At 75.7% G+C, this 15,934-nt stretch carries 17 protein-coding genes; 7 read left to right on the forward strand and 10 right to left on the reverse strand.

From position 1 onward, the window contains the following. Positions 1-22: 22 nt before the first annotated feature. Positions 23-1,141: a hypothetical protein gene (locus O7598_RS13375; RefSeq protein WP_269691669.1), complete on the forward strand. Its 1,119-nt coding sequence runs from the start codon at positions 23-25 to the stop codon at positions 1,139-1,141. Positions 1,142-1,212: 71 nt separating this feature from the next. Then, the gene (locus O7598_RS13380) at positions 1,213-2,226 is read left to right on the forward strand and encodes a mechanosensitive ion channel family protein (protein WP_332367370.1); all 1,014 of its coding nucleotides are present in this window, start codon (positions 1,213-1,215) and stop codon (positions 2,224-2,226) included. 55 nt (positions 2,227-2,281) lie between these two features. On the opposite strand, the gene O7598_RS13385 is transcribed toward O7598_RS13380, so the two are convergent. Genes O7598_RS13385 through O7598_RS13395 form a run of 3 tightly spaced genes read right to left on the reverse strand, consistent with a single transcriptional unit; the run spans position 2,282 to position 4,840 of the window. After that, entirely contained in the window at positions 2,282-2,851 is a 570-nt protein-coding gene (locus O7598_RS13385; RefSeq protein ID WP_269691670.1) for an NADPH-dependent FMN reductase, read from the reverse strand. Beyond that, a complete protein-coding gene (locus tag O7598_RS13390) occupies positions 2,844-3,767 on the reverse strand; it encodes an arylamine N-acetyltransferase family protein (RefSeq protein WP_269691671.1) in 924 nt (307 codons plus the stop codon). The genes O7598_RS13385 and O7598_RS13390 overlap by 8 nt, the downstream gene beginning before the upstream one ends. Next, positions 3,764-4,840, reverse strand: a complete 1,077-nt coding sequence (locus O7598_RS13395; protein WP_269691672.1) for a LacI family DNA-binding transcriptional regulator — start codon at positions 4,838-4,840, stop codon at positions 3,764-3,766. Before O7598_RS13395 ends, O7598_RS13390 begins: the two co-directional genes overlap by 4 nt. Before the next feature lie 187 nt (positions 4,841-5,027). On the opposite strand from O7598_RS13395, the gene O7598_RS13400 reads away from it, so the two are divergent. Both O7598_RS13400 and O7598_RS13405 read left to right on the forward strand, forming a co-directional pair. Further along, positions 5,028-6,233 (forward strand): MFS transporter, encoded by a 1,206-nt coding sequence (locus O7598_RS13400; protein WP_269691673.1) that lies wholly within the window; start codon positions 5,028-5,030, stop codon positions 6,231-6,233. A gap of 49 nt (positions 6,234-6,282) precedes the next feature. After that, complete coding sequence (locus O7598_RS13405; protein ID WP_269691674.1) at positions 6,283-8,145, forward strand: transketolase; 1,863 nt, start codon at positions 6,283-6,285, stop codon at positions 8,143-8,145. A gap of 67 nt (positions 8,146-8,212) precedes the next feature. Here O7598_RS13405 and O7598_RS13410 read toward each other — a convergent pair whose 3' ends face one another. Beyond that, positions 8,213-8,602 (reverse strand): YchJ family protein, encoded by a 390-nt coding sequence (locus O7598_RS13410; RefSeq protein WP_269691675.1) that lies wholly within the window; start codon positions 8,600-8,602, stop codon positions 8,213-8,215. Positions 8,603-8,762: 160 nt separating this feature from the next. On the opposite strand from O7598_RS13410, the gene O7598_RS13415 reads away from it, so the two are divergent. Then, complete coding sequence (locus tag O7598_RS13415) at positions 8,763-9,773, forward strand: phosphotransferase family protein (protein ID WP_269691676.1); 1,011 nt, start codon at positions 8,763-8,765, stop codon at positions 9,771-9,773. A gap of 20 nt (positions 9,774-9,793) precedes the next feature. On the opposite strand, the gene O7598_RS13420 is transcribed toward O7598_RS13415, so the two are convergent. Beyond that, positions 9,794-10,024 (reverse strand): hypothetical protein, encoded by a 231-nt coding sequence (locus tag O7598_RS13420; RefSeq protein ID WP_269691677.1) that lies wholly within the window; start codon positions 10,022-10,024, stop codon positions 9,794-9,796. Between the two features lie 82 nt (positions 10,025-10,106). On the opposite strand from O7598_RS13420, the gene O7598_RS13425 reads away from it, so the two are divergent. Then, complete coding sequence (locus O7598_RS13425) at positions 10,107-10,778, forward strand: TetR/AcrR family transcriptional regulator (RefSeq protein WP_269691678.1); 672 nt, start codon at positions 10,107-10,109, stop codon at positions 10,776-10,778. 18 nt (positions 10,779-10,796) lie between these two features. Here O7598_RS13425 and O7598_RS13430 read toward each other — a convergent pair whose 3' ends face one another. The 5 genes from O7598_RS13430 to O7598_RS13450 form a co-directional block, all read right to left on the reverse strand. Then, positions 10,797-11,894, reverse strand: a complete 1,098-nt coding sequence (locus O7598_RS13430; protein WP_269691679.1) for a magnesium and cobalt transport protein CorA — start codon at positions 11,892-11,894, stop codon at positions 10,797-10,799. A 74-nt stretch (positions 11,895-11,968) separates the two neighbouring features. Continuing rightward, the gene (locus O7598_RS13435) at positions 11,969-12,619 is read right to left on the reverse strand and encodes a class F sortase (RefSeq protein WP_269691680.1); all 651 of its coding nucleotides are present in this window, start codon (positions 12,617-12,619) and stop codon (positions 11,969-11,971) included. 77 nt (positions 12,620-12,696) lie between these two features. Further along, positions 12,697-13,182 carry a hypothetical protein gene (locus O7598_RS13440; protein ID WP_091056498.1) on the reverse strand — a complete coding sequence of 162 codons (486 nt, stop codon included), beginning with the start codon at positions 13,180-13,182 and terminating at the stop codon, positions 12,697-12,699. A gap of 206 nt (positions 13,183-13,388) precedes the next feature. Continuing rightward, positions 13,389-14,081 carry a response regulator gene (locus O7598_RS13445; RefSeq protein WP_269691681.1) on the reverse strand — a complete coding sequence of 231 codons (693 nt, stop codon included), beginning with the start codon at positions 14,079-14,081 and terminating at the stop codon, positions 13,389-13,391. 115 nt (positions 14,082-14,196) lie between these two features. After that, a complete protein-coding gene (locus O7598_RS13450; protein ID WP_269691682.1) occupies positions 14,197-15,303 on the reverse strand; it encodes a sensor histidine kinase in 1,107 nt (368 codons plus the stop codon). Between the two features lie 174 nt (positions 15,304-15,477). Here O7598_RS13450 and O7598_RS13455 point away from each other — a divergent pair, with 174 nt between their 5' ends. Beyond that, positions 15,478-15,894 (forward strand): DUF6069 family protein, encoded by a 417-nt coding sequence (locus O7598_RS13455; protein WP_269691683.1) that lies wholly within the window; start codon positions 15,478-15,480, stop codon positions 15,892-15,894. The last annotated feature ends 40 nt before the right edge of the window (positions 15,895-15,934 follow it).

Below are 15,934 nucleotides of genomic sequence, written 5' to 3' on the forward strand. Positions count from 1 at the left end.
GCCCGGACCGGGGACGGTCGGCGTGAACCGGCCGGACGAACCCACCGAGGCGCTGCCCACCCGCGCCCTGCCCGCCGTCCCGGCCGGGGACGCCGCCACCGTCCACCTCGTCCCGCCCCGGCCGCCGGTCGACGCGGACGCCACCGCGCCGCTGACCGTCGACCCCGCCGCGACGGAACCGACCGCGCGGCCCGTCCGCCCGGACGCGCCCGCCGCCGTCGACGTCGACGCGACGGTGCACATCGCCGGTCCGGCTGCGGCGCCGCCCGCCGACGTCGACGCGACGGTGCACTTCGCCGGTCCGGCTGCGGCGCCGCCCGCCGACGCCGACGCGACGGTGAATCTCGCCGGTCCGGGGGCGGCGGCGTCGCCCGCCGACGTCGACGTGACGGTCAGTTTCGCCGGTCCGGGTGCGGTGTCGCCCGCCGGCGCCGACGCGACGGTGAGTCTCGCGGGGCCGGACGCCGCCCGGTTCGGCGTGGAGTCGACAGTGCACCCGACCGCGCCGCGGTGGGCCGGCGGGCAGTCGACCGCGGCGTACCGGCCGGCGGCCACCGGCCCGGCCGCCCCGACGGCGGGGACGACCTCCGGGGCGTACCGGAATCCGACGACGCGGGCGGTGAGCGGCGTGCCCGGGCCCGGCGGCGAGCTGCGCTTCGGCCCGGGTGTGCCGGCGACGCCGCCGCCGGCTCCGGCCTGGCCGGTCGCGCCGCCGGTCCGGCCGCCGCGACCGGTCTGGCGTCGGGTCGTCTCGGTGCTGTCCACAGTGCTCACCGCCGCGCTGCTGGTGGCGGTCGGGCTCTACCTGTGGCAGCGGCTGCGGCCGTTGGAGGTCGAGCAGGTCTCGGTGGCGGTGCCCCGACCGGCCGGGGTGGCCTGCGACGTGACCGTCGACGTCGTCGCCACGGTCCGCACCAACGGGCGCGCCGGGACGATCCGCTACCAGTGGTTCCGCTCCGACGCGCCACCCGGCGCGCTGCTCAGCGAGCGGGTCGGCAGCGGGCAGCGGACCGTCACGCTCACCCTCCGGTGGACGTTCAGCGGGGTCGGCGCGACCACCGGGACGGCCACCGTCAACATCGTCGAACCGGCGCCGGTGCAGGCCGGGACGCGGGTCGGCTACCGCTGCCCCGGCGGCTGAGCGTTTCCCCGCGCGCCGGTCAGGGTAGGCCCACCCGGAACGACCCTGACCCTGTGCGTGGAGGCCCTTCGATGAGAGACAACTTCGGTGACGCGGTGGGCGACGCGTTCCGTTCGGTGATGCTGTTCCTACCCAAGGCGGTCGCGTTCGTCGCGATCCTGGTCGCCGGCTGGCTGATCGCCAAGGCCGTGCTGAAGCTGGTGGACAAGGTCCTGGAGCGGGTGCACTTCGACCGGGCGGTCGAGCGCGGCGGGATCAAGACCGCGCTGGCGCGTTCGAAGTACGACGCCAGCGACATCGTCGCGAAGCTCGCCTACTACGCGGTGCTGCTGGTCACGCTCCAGCTCGCGTTCGGCATCTGGGGCCCGAACCCGATCTCCGACCTGATCGCCGGCGTGGTCGCCTGGCTGCCGCGGGCGTTCGTCGCGATCGTCATCGTGGTGGTGGCCGCGGCCATCGCCCGCGCGGTGAAGGACATCATCTCCAGCGCCCTCGGCGGCCTCTCCTACGGCCGGGTGCTGGCCAACCTCGCCTCGGTGTTCATCCTGGGCCTCGGCGTCATCGCCGCGCTCAACCAGATCGGCGTCGCCACCGCGGTGACCACGCCGGTGCTGATCGCGGTGCTGGCCACCGTCGGCGGCATCCTGGTGGTGGGCGTCGGTGGCGGGCTGGTCCGGCCGATGCAGAGCCGTTGGGAGAGCTGGCTGAGCCGGGCCGAGGAGGAGTCCCGGACCATCGCCACCCACGCCCGTGCCTACCAGGCCGGTCGGCGTGACGTGGCGGCCCGGCTCGCCGCGGACCGCGAGGCCGAGCTGACCCGGCCGGCGGCCGGGGACGCCGAGGCGGACCGCACCCAGCCGGTGCCGGCGTACGCGGGTTCGGCCGAGCCGACCCAGGTGGTGCCGACGCACACCGGCGGCGACCCGGCGGCGGCCGCGGGGGAGACCACCCAGGTCATCCCGGCGCTCGCCGACTCCGAGCGCACCCAGCCGACCACGCCGCGCCAGACCACGGCCGAGCAGGCCGCGGACAGCGAGGCGACGATGGTCATCCCGCCGGCGGATGCGGACAAGTTCCGCCGCTGAGCCGAGCGCGTGACGACCGGGGCGGGATCCGAGCGGATCCCGCCCCGGTCGTCGTTCAGCCGTCGTAGGGACGACGGGTCCGGCCGTGCCGCAGGGTCCGGGCCCACCAGTCGAGCTGGCGCAGCATCCCGGCCAGGCCCGCCTCCGCCCGCTCGGGCCGGCGCAGCTCCCCGTGCTCGTCGAACGCCGCGTGCACGTCGGGGATCATGACGCCGGTGCGCATGGTGCTGACGTGCAGCTCCGCCAGCACGACCCGCAGCTGCTCCACCGCCCGCAGGCCACCGGACGCGCCGCCGTACGAGACGAAGCCGAGCGGCTTGGCCCGCCACTCGACGTACGCGGTGTCGAGGGCGGTCTTCAGCGGCCCGGGATAGCCGTGGTTGTACTCGGGTGTGACGACGACGAACGCGTCGGCGTGGGCGATCCGTTTGGTGAACCGCTCGGCGTCCCCGCCGCCGGCCAGGTCGCCCGGCAGGTCGAGGTCGGCCAGGTCGATGTGGTCCACGGCGGCGGGGTGGCCGTCGAGCCGCCGCAGAAGCCAGCGGGTCACGGTCGGGCCGATCCGGTCGGGCCGGACGCTGGCGGTGATGACCGCCAGCGGGTACGGGGCGGGCCGGTCAGGCACGGTGTCCTCCGGCGGGGGCCCGCAGTTCGACGTCCGGGGCGACGGCGGCGCCCACGTCCGGCGCGGGCAGCGAGTCCAGCAGCGCCCGGATCTCGGCCGGGCTCAGGGTGAGGCCGAACTCGCCGACCAGCGCGTCGGCGTACTCCTCGTCGGTCAGCGAGCGGGACCGGGCGGGGTGGCCGGGGCTCTCCCGCGCGTACTCGCGGTCGATGAGCCGGCGCACCGACTCGTCGTCCTTGCGGACCACGACGCGCTGCCGGGTGAACGGCGAGTGCGGGCTGGTGGCGGTGTTGTGGTTGGCGACCTCGACGTCCACCGGGTACTGCGGCTCCTCGGTGAAGATCAGCAGGCTGACCCAGTCGCCGGTGGTCCGTTCCTGCAGCCGCCACGCGCCGTCCAGGCCGCGCCGCAGCCGGTACTCCCACCGGCCCTGCCGCCGGGGCTCGTCGTCGACCAGCGGCAGCGGCTCGAGCAGGCCGGAGCCGAAGCCGACGTCGGCGAGCCACACCCGGTCGCCGTCGTCGACGCGCAGCACCAGGTGCGAACGCGGGCGCGGGCTCTCGGCCGGGTCGCCGGTGCGGGCGAGCAGCCGGTCGACCCGGTAGCCGATGCGCTGGAGCACCGCGCCGAAGAGCACGCCGTGCTCGTAGCAGTAGCCGCCGCGCCCGGCCCGGACGAGCTTGTCCTGCACCCGGGGCAGGTCGACCTCGACGCCCCGGCCGAGCATCACGTCCAGGTTCTCGAACGTGATCGCGGCGACGTGCGCCCGGTGCAGGGCGCGCAGCGTCGGTCCGTCCGGCGTGACGGGTCCGCGGTGGCCCACCCGACGCAGGTACGCGTCGAGGTCGAGCGCGTCGACCGGCCAGTGCGCGGCCGGGTCGACGAGTCCGAGCGGGGTGGTGGGTGGTCGGTTCACGTCAGGGTCCTTCCTGCTCGGTGTGCCGGCGCGGGGCCGCTGCTGGAGCGGACGACGAGGTGGGTGGGGAGGGTGACCCGGTTCGGGGTGCCGGCCGGGTCGAGCAGCATGCGGGCCATCAGCCGGCCCTTCTCGGCGATCGGCTGGCGCACCGTGGTGAGCCCGGCGGCCGCCGCGAGCGGCACGTCGTCGAAGCCGGTGACCGAGAGGTCGTGTCCGACCCGCAGGCCCCGCTCCGCGGCGGTGTGTGCCACGGCGGCGGCGAGCACGTCGCTGTCCGCGACGATCGCGGTCGGCCGGTCGCCGCCCGCCAGCAGCGCCGTCGCGGCCGTGTGGCCGGAGACGGTGGCGTTGCCGCCGCCGCTGACCACCCGCAGGCGGGCGCCGGGCGGCAGGGCGTCGCGGACCCCGGCGAGCCGGTTGCGGGAGTACGGGTAGAGCGTCGCCTCGTCCACCGTCGGGACGAGTCGGCCGGGTGGGGCCGGCGCGGCGACCACCATCGCCAGGTCGCGGTGCCCGAGGTCGACCAGATGCCGGCCGATGGTCCGGCCGGCCTGCCGGTCGTCGATCAGCACGCAGCGGGCGGCGGTGGACTCGGCGGAGAGGACCAGCGGGAGTGAGCGGTCGGCGAGCGCCCGGACGGCCGGGTGCGCGTCGGTGAGCCCGTCGGCGACCGCGCCGTCGATCACCGCGCGGTGCACGGCGTCGAGCGACTCGCGCACCTGGGCGTCGGTGAGCCCGGCGACGACCGGCGCGAACGGGATGAGCACCAGGCTGGTCCGGCCTGCCGCCAGTGTCTCGGCGAGGCCGCCGAGCAGGTCCAGGACGTAGGGGTCGCGGAACGCGTACGCCAGTTCGGTGGTCAGGATGACGCCGACGGCGTTGGCCCGCCCGGTCCGCAGCGACCGCGCGGCGGCGTTGGGGCCGGCGTAGCCGAGGTCCCGGGCGACGGCCAGGATCCGGGTCCGCACCTCGGCGGAGAGCCGCTGCGGCCGGTTGAAGGCGTAGGAGACCGCCGCCGTGGAGACGCCGGCCGCCTCGGCGACGGATCGCAACGTGACCCGGGAACCCATTCCGCACCTCCCGTTGTTAATCGATTAACAGACTGCCTCGCGCGCGGACTCCCGTCAAGCCGTGGGTCCGGTTAGGATCGTCTGCATGACCTGGCGATGTTGATCCCCGCCTGAACGACGAGGCCGCGGGCCACCGCGGACACCACGCACTGCGACAGGTGTCCGTCACGTCCCGTGGGAAGGCCTCATGCTCGTCGCTCCTGCCCGCGTGCCCGCGATCCGCCGCCTCGCGGCGACGCTCTACGGCTACGCGTTCCTCACCGACCTCGTCCTGCTCTACCCGCTCTACGTGCTGCTGTTCGCCGACACCGGGCTGTCGGTCGGGCAGATCTCCTCGCTCTTCGTCCTCTGGTCGGCCGCCGGCATCCTGCTGGAGGTGCCGTCCGGCGCGTGGGCCGACGCGCTGTCGCGCCGGTTGCTGCTCTGCCTGGCGCCGCTGCTCGCCGCCGCCGGCTTCGCGCTCTGGGTGCTGCTGCCGTCCTACCCGGCCTTCGCCGTCGGGTTCCTGCTCTGGGGCGCCGGCGGCGCGTTGCGCTCCGGCGCGCTGGAGGCGCTCGTCTTCACCGAACTCGACCGCCTCGGCGCGGCCGACCGGTACGCCCGGCTGATCGGCCGCACCCGCACCGCCGAGGTGCTCGGCGCGGTCGGCTCCGGCGTGCTCGCCGGGCCGGTCTACGCGCTCGGCGGCTACCTCGCGGTCGGTGCCGCCAGCGTGCTGACCTGCCTGCTCGCGGCCGTCGTCGGGGCCCGCCTCCCGGAGCACCGGTCGCCGGCGGGTGCGGACGCCGCGCCGGGGGAGCGGCCGGACGACGACGAGCCCGGCTGGTGGGACAGCCTGCGCGGGGGTCTCGCCGAGGTGCGGGCCGATCGCGGCGTCCGCGTCGCCGTGCTGCTGGTCGCCGCCGTGGCCGCGATCTGGGGCGGACTCGACGAGTACACCGGGCTGCTGGCGCGCGACACCGGCGTCGCCGAGGTGACCGTGCCGCTGCTGCTCCTGCTGGTGTGGGGTGGGATGACCGTCGGCGGGTTGCTCGCCCCGTGGGGGGAGCGGCTGTCCCACCGGGGGTACGCCGGCCTGCTCGTCGTCGCTGCGGCGGCGACGGCGGGCGGGGCACTGCTGCGCCACCCGGTCGGCTTCCTGCTGCTGGCCCTCGCGTTCGCCGCCTTCCAGCTCGCCACCGTGCTCGCCGACGTCCGGTTGCAGGCGCGGATCACCGGCGAGGCCCGGGCGACCGTCACCTCCCTGGCCGGGATGACCACCGACCTGACCACCGTCGCCTTCTACGGCGGGTACGGGCTGCTGGCCGGCGCGCTGGGCATCCCGGCCGCGTTCGCGGTGGCCGTGCTGCCGTACCTGCTGGTGGCGCTCTGGCAGCTCACCGATCGGGGGTGAATCGCCGGAAAGACGAACAGGAAGGGCACTCGTCACTACGGTCGGTCCGGTGACCCTGGAAGCAGAGCGCACCCTGCGCGACGAGGACCTGACCGGGCTCGCGGAGCTGGCCGCGCAGCTGCGGGTGGACGCGATCCGGTGCAGCACGATGGCCGGCTCCGGCCACCCCACCTCCAGCCTCTCCGCCGCCGACCTGCTGGCCGTGCTGGTCGCCCGGCACCTGCGCTACGACTGGTCCTTCCCCGGCAACCCCGGCAACGACCACCTGATCTTCTCCAAGGGCCACGCCTCACCGCTGCTGTACGCGGTGTTCCGGGCCGTCGGCGCGATCAGCGAACAGGAGCTGCTGGAGACCTATCGCAAGGCCGACTCGCGCCTGCAGGGCCACCCCACCCCGGTCCTGCCCTGGGTGGACGTCGCCACCGGCTCGCTCGGGCAGGGCCTGCCGGTCGGCGTGGGCGTGGCGCTGGCCGCGCAGTACCTCGACCGGTCACCGGCGCACGTCTGGGTGCTCTGCGGCGACAGCGAGACCACCGAGGGCTCGGTCTGGGAGGCGCTGGACAAGGCCGGTCACTACGGGCTGCGCAACCTCAGCACCATCGTCGACGTCAACCGGTTCGGCCAGCGCGGCCCGACCGAGCTGGAGTGGGACCTGGACACCTACCGGCGGCGGGTCGAGGCGTTCGGCTGCCGGGCGATCCTGGTCGACGGCCACGACCTCGGCGCGGTCGACGAGGCGTACGAGCAGGCCCGGCACGCCACCGGACCGACCGTGGTGCTGGCCCGCACGGTCAAGGGCAGGGGCGTAACCGAGATCGAGGACGACCCGTCCTGGCACGGCAAGGCGCTCGACCCCGAGCTGGCCGACCGGGCGGTCCGGGCGCTCGGCGGGCCGCGGCGGATCCGGGTCGCCGGACCCAGGCCGTTCACCGTGCCGCGCGCCGACCCGGTCGAGCACCGCCGGCCCGAGCTGCCCCGCTACGAACGCGGCGCGAAGGTCGCCACCCGCGACGCGTACGGCGACGCGCTGCGCGCCCTGGGCGCCGCCCGACCGGACGTGGTCGCCCTCGACGGCGAGGTCGCCGACTCCACCCGGGCCGACCGCTTCGCCGACGCGTACCCGGACCGGTTCTTCCAGATGTTCATCGCCGAGCAGCAGCTCGTCGCCGCCGCCGTCGGGCTGGCGGTCCGCGGCCGGCGGCCGTTCGCGGCCACGTTCGCCGCGTTCTGGTCGCGGGCCTACGACTTCATCCGGATGGCCGGCGTCTCCCGCGCCGACATCGCCCTGGTCGGATCGCACGCTGGCGTGGAGATCGGCCCGGACGGCCCGTCCCAGATGGGGCTGGAGGACGTCGCCGCGCTGCGCGCGGTGCCCGGCTCCACGGTGCTCTGCCCGGCCGACGCGGTCTCCTGCGCGGCCCTGGTCGCCCAGCTGCCGGACCGTCCCGGCGTGTCCTACCTGCGTACCACCCGCGGCGCCTACCCGGTGCTCTACGACGACGGCGAGGCGTTCCCGATCGGCGGCAGCCGGGTGGTGCGCGACGGCGGCGACGTCGCGCTGCTCGGCGCCGGCGTCACCGTGCACGTCTGCCTCGCCGCCGCCGACGAGCTGACCCGGGAGGGGATCGACGCCCGGGTCGTCGACCTCTACTCGATCAAGCCGGTCGACCGGGACCGCCTGCTGGAGACCGTCCGGGACACCGGCGGCCGGCTCGTGGTGGTGGAGGACCACTACCCGGAGGGCGGCCTGGGCTCGGCCGTGCTGGAGGCGCTCGCCGACCTGGCCGAGCCGGTGCGCGTCCGGCACCTCGCGGTGCGCGGACTGCCCGGCTCCGGCACCCCGACCCAGCAGCTCGACCGCGCCGGCATCGGCGTGCACGCGGTCGTCGCCGCGGCGCGCGCCCTGGCGTAAGGCGGGGCCCCCTGTTAACGCCTCCGGTAGAGGCGGGGCCCCTTCTCAACGCCCCTCGGCCGAGGTGTCACTCCGGCAGCGCGTCGAGGTAGACCCAGCGGCCGTCCTCGCGGGCGAAGCGGCTCAGCTCGGCCAGTACGCCGGCCCGGCCGTCCTCGCGGTAATGCGCCCGGAAGCGGACCGTGCCGGTGCTGTCGAACAGGCCGCCCTGCCCGGTCTCCAGCACCTCCAGCCGGGTCCACCGGGTGCCCGGGTCCAGCGCCAGGCGCTCGGGCCGGGTGCGCGAGTGCCAGCTGTGCCGCAGGTAGTCGGCGTCGCCGAGGACGAACGCGCTGAACCGGGACCGCATCAGCGCCTCGGCGGTGGCCGCCGTCGCGGCGCCCCGGTGCACCGGGGCGCAGCAGTCCTCGTAGGGCCGGCCGGAGCCGCACGGGCAGGCCGTTGCGCGTGTCACCATCCGCCGATTCTCGCCCGCCGCCGGAACGTACGAGGAGGGGACCCCGCTCGACACATCCGATTAGAAGGGGCCCCATCTATACCCAGCGCGTTAATAAGGGGCCCCTCCTTACACCTGCGGGGCAGCGCGCGCCGGGGCGGCGCACTAGGGTCCGGGGGTCATGAGCGTGAGCCCGACGCGGCGTGACCTCGATCCGGAGCAGGTGCGCCGCTACCTGACCGCCTCGCTCGGCCCGGCCGCCGAGGCCGCCGACTGCGGGCCGTTGGCCGGCGGGGGGTTCGCCGCGGTGTGGTGGGCACGCCTCACCGACGGCCGCGACGTGGTGCTCAAGGTCGGGCCGCCGCCGCACGTGCCGCTGCTGCGCTACGAGCGCGACATGATCGGCGCGGAGGCGCGTTACCTGCGCCTGGTGGCCGCCCGCGCGCCCGCGGTGCCGGTGCCGTCGCTGCTGCACCACGGCCGCCACCCCGACCTGGGCGACTGGCTGCTCAGCGCGCGCCTGCCCGGCCGTACCCTCGCCGACTTGACCCGGGCCGGCGCGGACGTCGGGCCGCTGCGGGCGGAGTTCGGCCGGGCGCTGGCCGCGCTGCACGCCGTCACCGGCGACCGGTACGGCTACGACGGCGGCCGTGCCGCCGCGGCCACCTGGCGGGACGCCTACACCGCGATGGTGGACGACCTGCTCGCCGACGCGGCGGACTGGGCGGTGCCGCTGCCCGCGCCCGCGACCCGGATCCGGGAGCTGGTCGCCCGGCACGCGACCGTCCTCGACGTGGTACGCCGGCCGGCGCTGCTGCACTTCGACGGCTGGGCCGGCAACGTGCTGGCCGTCGACGGGCCGGACGGCACGCCCCGGCTCAGCGGCCTGGTCGACGGCGAACGGCACCTGTGGGGCGACCCGCTGCTGGACCTGGTGTCGCCGCTGCTGTTCCGCCGCGCCGAGGACGAGCCGGACGATCCGCTGGTGCGGGCCTACCGGATGGCCGCGCCGTTCCCGCTGGACGCCGGCGCGCGGCGGCGGCTCGGCCTCTACCGGCTGCACCTCTATCTGCTGATGACCGTGGAGATGCCCAGCCGGGCCATCACCGCGGAGTCGGACCCGGGTCGGGTCGCGTTGTTGGCCGAGCTGCTCGACGCCGAGTTGTCCGACCTGGCCCGGCCGGTGGGGTGAGGGCCGCCCGTGGTGGGGGGTCAGGGCACCGTGTCGGGGTGGACCGGGACGTCGTAGAGCAGCCGGACGTGCCGGCGGCCGTTGGTGACGCCGACGAAGAAGGGGTCGCCGGCCGGGGTCCGGCCCTGCCGCCACGCCTGCTCCCGGGCGGCCTCCCGTGACTCGTGGTGGATGCGGCCGCACCGATGCAGGAGCAGGACGCGTCGAGCGGTGGCGGGGTCGCTGTCGAGCTGGATGCGCAGGAGGGGCATCGCGGGGACCTCCTCGTCGACCGGTCCGACGACATCTAACTTACCGCTGTCAAGTCAGATGTACATTGTTTAATGTGGCGGCATGAACACCGTCGAACCGGTCTGGCTCCGGGCGGAGCCGAGTCGAGCCCGGCGCGGGCGGCCCCTCACCCGGGAGCACATCGTGGACGTGGCGGTGGCGCTGCTGGACCAGCACGGAGCCGACGGCCTGACCATGCGCCGCCTCGCCGAGCGCCTGGACGTCACGGCCACCGCGCTGTACTGGCACGTGCGGACGAAGGACGACGTCGTGGACCTCGCCGTCGACCGGATCTTCGGCGACGTGCCGGTCCCGGACGCGAGCGACGACTGGGCGCAGGACGTCCGGGTTCTCGTCCGGGGGTGGCGCACCGCCATGCTCGACCATCCGTGGGCGCCGGGGCTGGTCGGGCGTCCGATGCTCGGACCCAACGTCCTGGCCCGCACGGAGTTCCTGCAGGCCGCGCTGGCGCGCGGCGGCTGCCGTGGCCGCCGGCTCGCGGTGGTCACGCGCATGTTGGCGAACTTCGTCGTCGGCGCCTCGCTGACCGAGGCCACGTGGCGTCGTACCGCGAACCCCGAGGTGCGCGCGGCCGCCCGCGACCACGTCGCCTCGCACGCCGACGCCTACCCGACCCTGACCGCCACCGGCCACCTCGACGACACGCGGTGGAGCGACGACCTGCTGTTCGAGGAGGGCCTCACGGCCCTGCTCCGGGCCGCCACCTCCGACTGACCCGCCGCCGAGCGCCGTTCACAGCCAACCCGAGCGGCGGAACAACCGGTGCAGCGTCACCGCCAGCGTCGCCATGAGCAGCAGCGCGCCGCCGTAGCCGTAGCGCCAGTGCAGCTCCGGCATGTGCGCGAAGTTCATCCCGTAGACGCCGGCCACCGCGGTCTGCGAGGCGGCGATCGCCGCCCACGCGGCGATCCGCCGCATGTCGTCGTTCTGCTCCACGGCGAGCTGCGCCAGCCGGGACTGCACCAGCGAGGTGAGCAACTCGTCGTAGGCCCCGATCCGCTCGACCGCCCGGGCCAACCCGTCGCCCACGGCGGCGAAGCGGTGCCGCAGCGCGGCCGGCGGGCCGCCGTCGGGGGAGTCCAGCAGCGCGCGCAGCGGCGCGGTCAGCGGCAGCACCGCGCGTTTGAACTCCACCACCTCCCGCTTGAGCTGGTAGAGATGCTGGATGTCGGCGCCGTGCTCGCGGGCGAAGACGCTCTCCTCGACCCGGTCCAGGTCGCGTTCCAGGTGCTCGGCGACCTCCAGGTAGAGCTCGACCATCCGGGCGCAGACCGCGTACCCCACCGCCCACGGCCCCTGGGCCAGCACGTCCGGGCGGCGCTGCACCTCCTCGCGCACCGGGGCGAGCGCGCCGGTGGCGCCGTGCCGCACGGTCAGCGCGAACCGCTCGCCGAGGAACACCAGCACGTCGCCGGTGTCGACCACCTCCGAGGTGGCGGTCAGTTCGGTGTGCTCGACGTAGCCGGCGCTGCGCAGCACCAGCAGCGTCACCTCGCCGTAGCGCCGCACGGTGGGCCGGTGCCCGTCGGCGAGCGCCTGCTCGACCGCCGCCTCGTCGAGCCCGAACGTCCGCCCGACCGCGGCCAGCACCGCGGCGCCGGGCTCGTGCAGCCCGAGCCAGACGAAGGTACGCCGGCCGCGGCGCGCCCTCGCGTACGCGTCGGCGTAGTGCGGCCGGCCCGGCTCCCGCCGCCCGGCAACGTAGACCGCGCAGTCGACCACCGCGTCGGGGTTCACCCGGCGCTGTCGCGGCACGGTCGCCGCCTCGTCGCGCCGCAGCAGCCGCCCGACGAGGCCGGGCAGCCGCGGCCGCCACCGGATCCGGTCCACCGCAACCTCCGCCCGCCGGGAAACCGACGGCCTACCGTACGGCCCGCCGGCGCCCCGGTGGTGTCGGGCCCGCGTCAGCGGGCGGCGGTGGCGAAGACCACGATGTTGTCGGGGTAGCTGCCGGTGCGCGGGTTGAACCGCCCGCCGCAGGTGATCAGGCGCAGCCGGGCCGCCGCCCCGCCGCCGTACACCCGCTCGGTGGGGAAGCGGTCCTTCGGGTACGCGCCGACACCGTCCACGGTGAACGCCGCGGTCCGTCCGTCGGCCCGCACGATCCGCACGGTGTCGCCGGGGCGCAGCCGGCCCAGGTCGAAGAAGACCGCCGGTCCGCGTTGCGAGTCGACGTGCCCGACCAGCACCGCGTTGCCGGCCTGGCCGGGCGCGGGACCGGGGCGGTACCAGCCGGCGACCTCCGGGCGCTCCAGCGGCGGCACCTCCAGCGCGCCGTTGTCGTCGGTGGCGACCGGCACGATGTCGGCGTCGACGCCGATGCGGGGGATGGCGATCCGGACCGGCGTGGACCGGGGGAAGGTCGGGCCGGCGGAGCCGGGCTGCTCGGTGGCCGGCGCGGCGGAGGCGCCGGGTTGCGGCGGCGACGCCGAGGTGCTGCCGAGGCCGGCCGAGACCAGTCCGACGCCGGTGGCGCCGGCGAGGGTGACGGCGGTGACGACGACCGCGGTGCGGGCCCGCGACGGCCGGCCCGTGCGGCGGTTCGACGAGGACACCGGTTCCACCTCCGTCCGACGTGGACGCGGTGCCCGCGCCGGTCGGGCCGGCGCGGGCGATCCGCTCGGTGAGCCGTTCAGGCGGTGGCGCCCGCCCGCCGCCGGCGACGAAGGAGGACGTACGTCCCCCCGGCGACCGCGCCCGCGGCCAGCGCGCCGCCCGCGACCAGGACTCCGGTGTCGCCGTCCCGGCCGCCGGCGCCGGCCTGCGCGCCGCCGATCGGGGTGACGGTGAACGTGGCGCTGCCGCCGTCGCTGCCGTCGCCGCAGGTGGCCGCGACCGTGTACGTGCCGAGCGTGAACCCGGCGGTGAACAGTTCGGCGCTCAGCCCGCCGCCCGCGGCGGCCGTGGTGGATCGGACGTTCTGGTCGCGGTCCGGTCCGGTGACCCGGAAGATCGCGTCACCGGCGTTCGGGTTGCACGTCGTGGTGAGCACGACCGTGCCGCCGACCGGGGTGGTGGCGGGTGAGACTCTGGTGTCCGCCAGCGCGGCGGCCGGGAGCAGCAGTGTGCCGAGGCCCACGCCGACCGCCGCCGATCCGAGAAATGACTGTGCCTTCATCCGCGTCTTCCCTCACTTTTCGTCCGCTGTCTGCGTGGGACGTCGTTCGGGTGGCCAACTCCGTGACTAGCACCGGTGTGGCCAACACTAGGAGGGTTGCGACGGTCACTGGGGGTAATTGAGAAATCTTCGTTGCCGTCCGGTGTTCCCCGTCTCGCCACCCACGACGGACATGCCGGCCGGAGCGGCGCAGGGCGGGCGAAAGTTCACCGGGACGGGCGTTCCGGCCGGACCAGCCCGGTGTCGTACGCCAGCACCACCGCCTGGATCCGGTCGCGCAGGCCCAGCTTGGTGAGGATCGCGGAGACGTGCGTCTTCACGGTGGCGGTGCTGAGATGCAGCCGGGCGGCGATCTCCGCGTTGGACAGGGCGCGTGCGGTCAGCGTGAGCACCTCCACCTCGCGGGCGGTCAGCGCGGCCAGGGCCCGCTCGGCGGTGGGCGCCGGGCCGGGCAGCCGGCCGGCGAACCGGTCCAGCAGCCGCCGCGTCACGGTCGGCGCCAGCAGCGCCTCGCCCCGGGCCACCACCCGCACCGCCTCCGCCAGGTCGGCCGGGCGGGTGTCCTTGAGCAGGAAGGCGCTCGCCCCGGCCCGCAGCGCCGCGTAGACGTGCTCGTCGACGTCGAACGTGGTGAGCATGACGACGCGGGCGGGGCTGCCGGCAGCCACCAGCTCGCGGGTGGCGGCGATGCCGTCCTGCCGGGGCATCCGCACGTCCATCAGCACCACGTCGGGCCGGGTACGCGTCGCCACCGCGACCGCCTCGACGCCGTCCGCCGCCTCGCCCACCACGGTCAGGTCGGGCCGCGCGTCGAGGACCATCCGCAGCCCGGTGCGGATCAGTTCCTGGTCATCGGCGACCACCACCCGCACCTGAACCGGCTCGCTCCTCGCGCTCACCGGACCGTCTTGCGTTCGCGACTGCGGGGCTCGCAGGACCGGCTCACTCCTCGCGCTCACCGGGCCTCCTTCGTTCGCGACTGCGGGGCTCGCAGGACCGGCTCACTCCTCGCGCTCACCGGTTCGCTCCCACCGGGAGGTCGGCGCGCACGCGGAAACCGCCGGCCGGCAGCGGGCCGGCGTCGAGCGTGCCGCCGAGCAGCCGGGCGCGCTCCCGCATGCCGACGATGCCGCGCCCGCCACTCGTGCCGGGCCGGCGGGCCGCCGCCGAGCCGTCGTTCACCACCTCCAGCCGCAGCACCCCGTCGCCGAAGCGGACGTCGACGTCGGCGTGGGTGGCGTGCCCGTGCCGCAGCGCGTTGGTCAGCGACTCCTGCACGATCCGGTACGCCGACAGCTGCACCCCGCCGGGCAGTGCCTCGCAGTCGCCCTCCCGGCGCAGCGTCACCGGCAACCCCACCGCCCGTACGGCGTCGGCCAGCGCGTCGAGCTGCGCCAGTCGCGGCTGCGGCCCGTCCGGGTCGGACCCGTCGTCGGCGGTCAGGGCGTGCAGCATGGCCCGCAGTTCGGTCAGCGCCGACCGGGCCGCCAGGTTGATCGAACCGAGCGCGGCGCGGGCCTGCTCCGGCTGCTGGTCGAAGACGTCCTCGGCGGCGACGGCCTGCACCGCGATCACCGCCACGTGGTGGGCGACCACGTCGTGCAGCTCGCGGGAGATCCGCTCCCGTTCGGTCGCGCGCACGTGGCGCTCCCACTCGCAGCGCCGCTGCGCCCGGGCGCGTCCCAGCTCGCCGACCGACCAGCTGAAGCCGAGCGCGAAGACCGCCAGCAGCAGGTCGCGCCACCCGCCGGTGACCAGCTTCCACGGCGTGGGCGCCGCCAGCAGGCCCAGGGCCACGAGCGAGAACCGGGGCGGTCGTAACCGGGCCACGTAGGACAGCGGCGCGGCCACCAGACCGAGCCAGCCGAGCGCCGGGCAGAACGCCTCCAGGCCGACGCCGGCCAGCGCGGCCACCGCGAGGGCGTACCCGGGGCGGTAGCGGATCCACAGCAGACAGCTGGCCTGCAGCGCGGCGAGGCCGACCGCGACGGCGGTCCCGCCCGCCGTCGGCGGGCCGAGGTCGGAGGTCAGCAGCACGAGCAGCGACACGACGAGGACGACCGCGGCGATGCCGCCGTCGATCAGCAGCAGCGCGGACCGGGAGCGGGACGGGCACCTCATGTCCGGATGCTAGGCCGCCGACCCGCCCGCGTTCATCGGCCGGTAGACGGAGATCCGGCCCGTTCCTGGTTCTCGCGACGGAGCCGGGAACCGGTCGCCGGTGCGATCCGGGCGACGCCCCGGCGGCCCTAGCGTCTCCGGCAGTCGATCCCGCCGCACCGGAGGTACGCACCGATGGAGACCACCATCCCGAGCCCCACCGCCCGTCCCGTCCGCCGCCGCGACCGGCTGCTCACGGTGCTCGGCGCCACCGTGGCCACGCTGGTGGGCTGGGCCGTCGCGGTGCCGCTCGCCGGGGTGGAGCTGACCGCGCGCAACGGTGGCGTCGAACAGCGCGTCAGCCCGGTGGCGGTGGCGGTCAGCACGCTGCTCGCCGGGCTGGCCGGATGGGCGCTGCTGGCCCTGCTGGAGCGCCTCACCGGGCGGGCGCGGACGGTCTGGACCGTGGTCGCCGTGCTGGTGCTCCTGCTGTCCCTGCTCGGGCCGGTCGGCGGGGGAGTGGGTCGGGCGGCCACGCTGACGCTCGTGGCGCTGCACCTGCTCGCCGGCGCCGTGCTGGTGCCCGGTCTGCGGCGCACCGCCGTCCGCTGACCGGATGGTCGGGACCGCCGTCACGGGGGCGGGCGGTCCC

The organism is Micromonospora sp. WMMC241, from assembly GCF_027460165.1.
In the GTDB taxonomy this organism is placed as follows: Bacteria; Actinomycetota; Actinomycetes; order Mycobacteriales; family Micromonosporaceae; genus Micromonospora; species Micromonospora humi.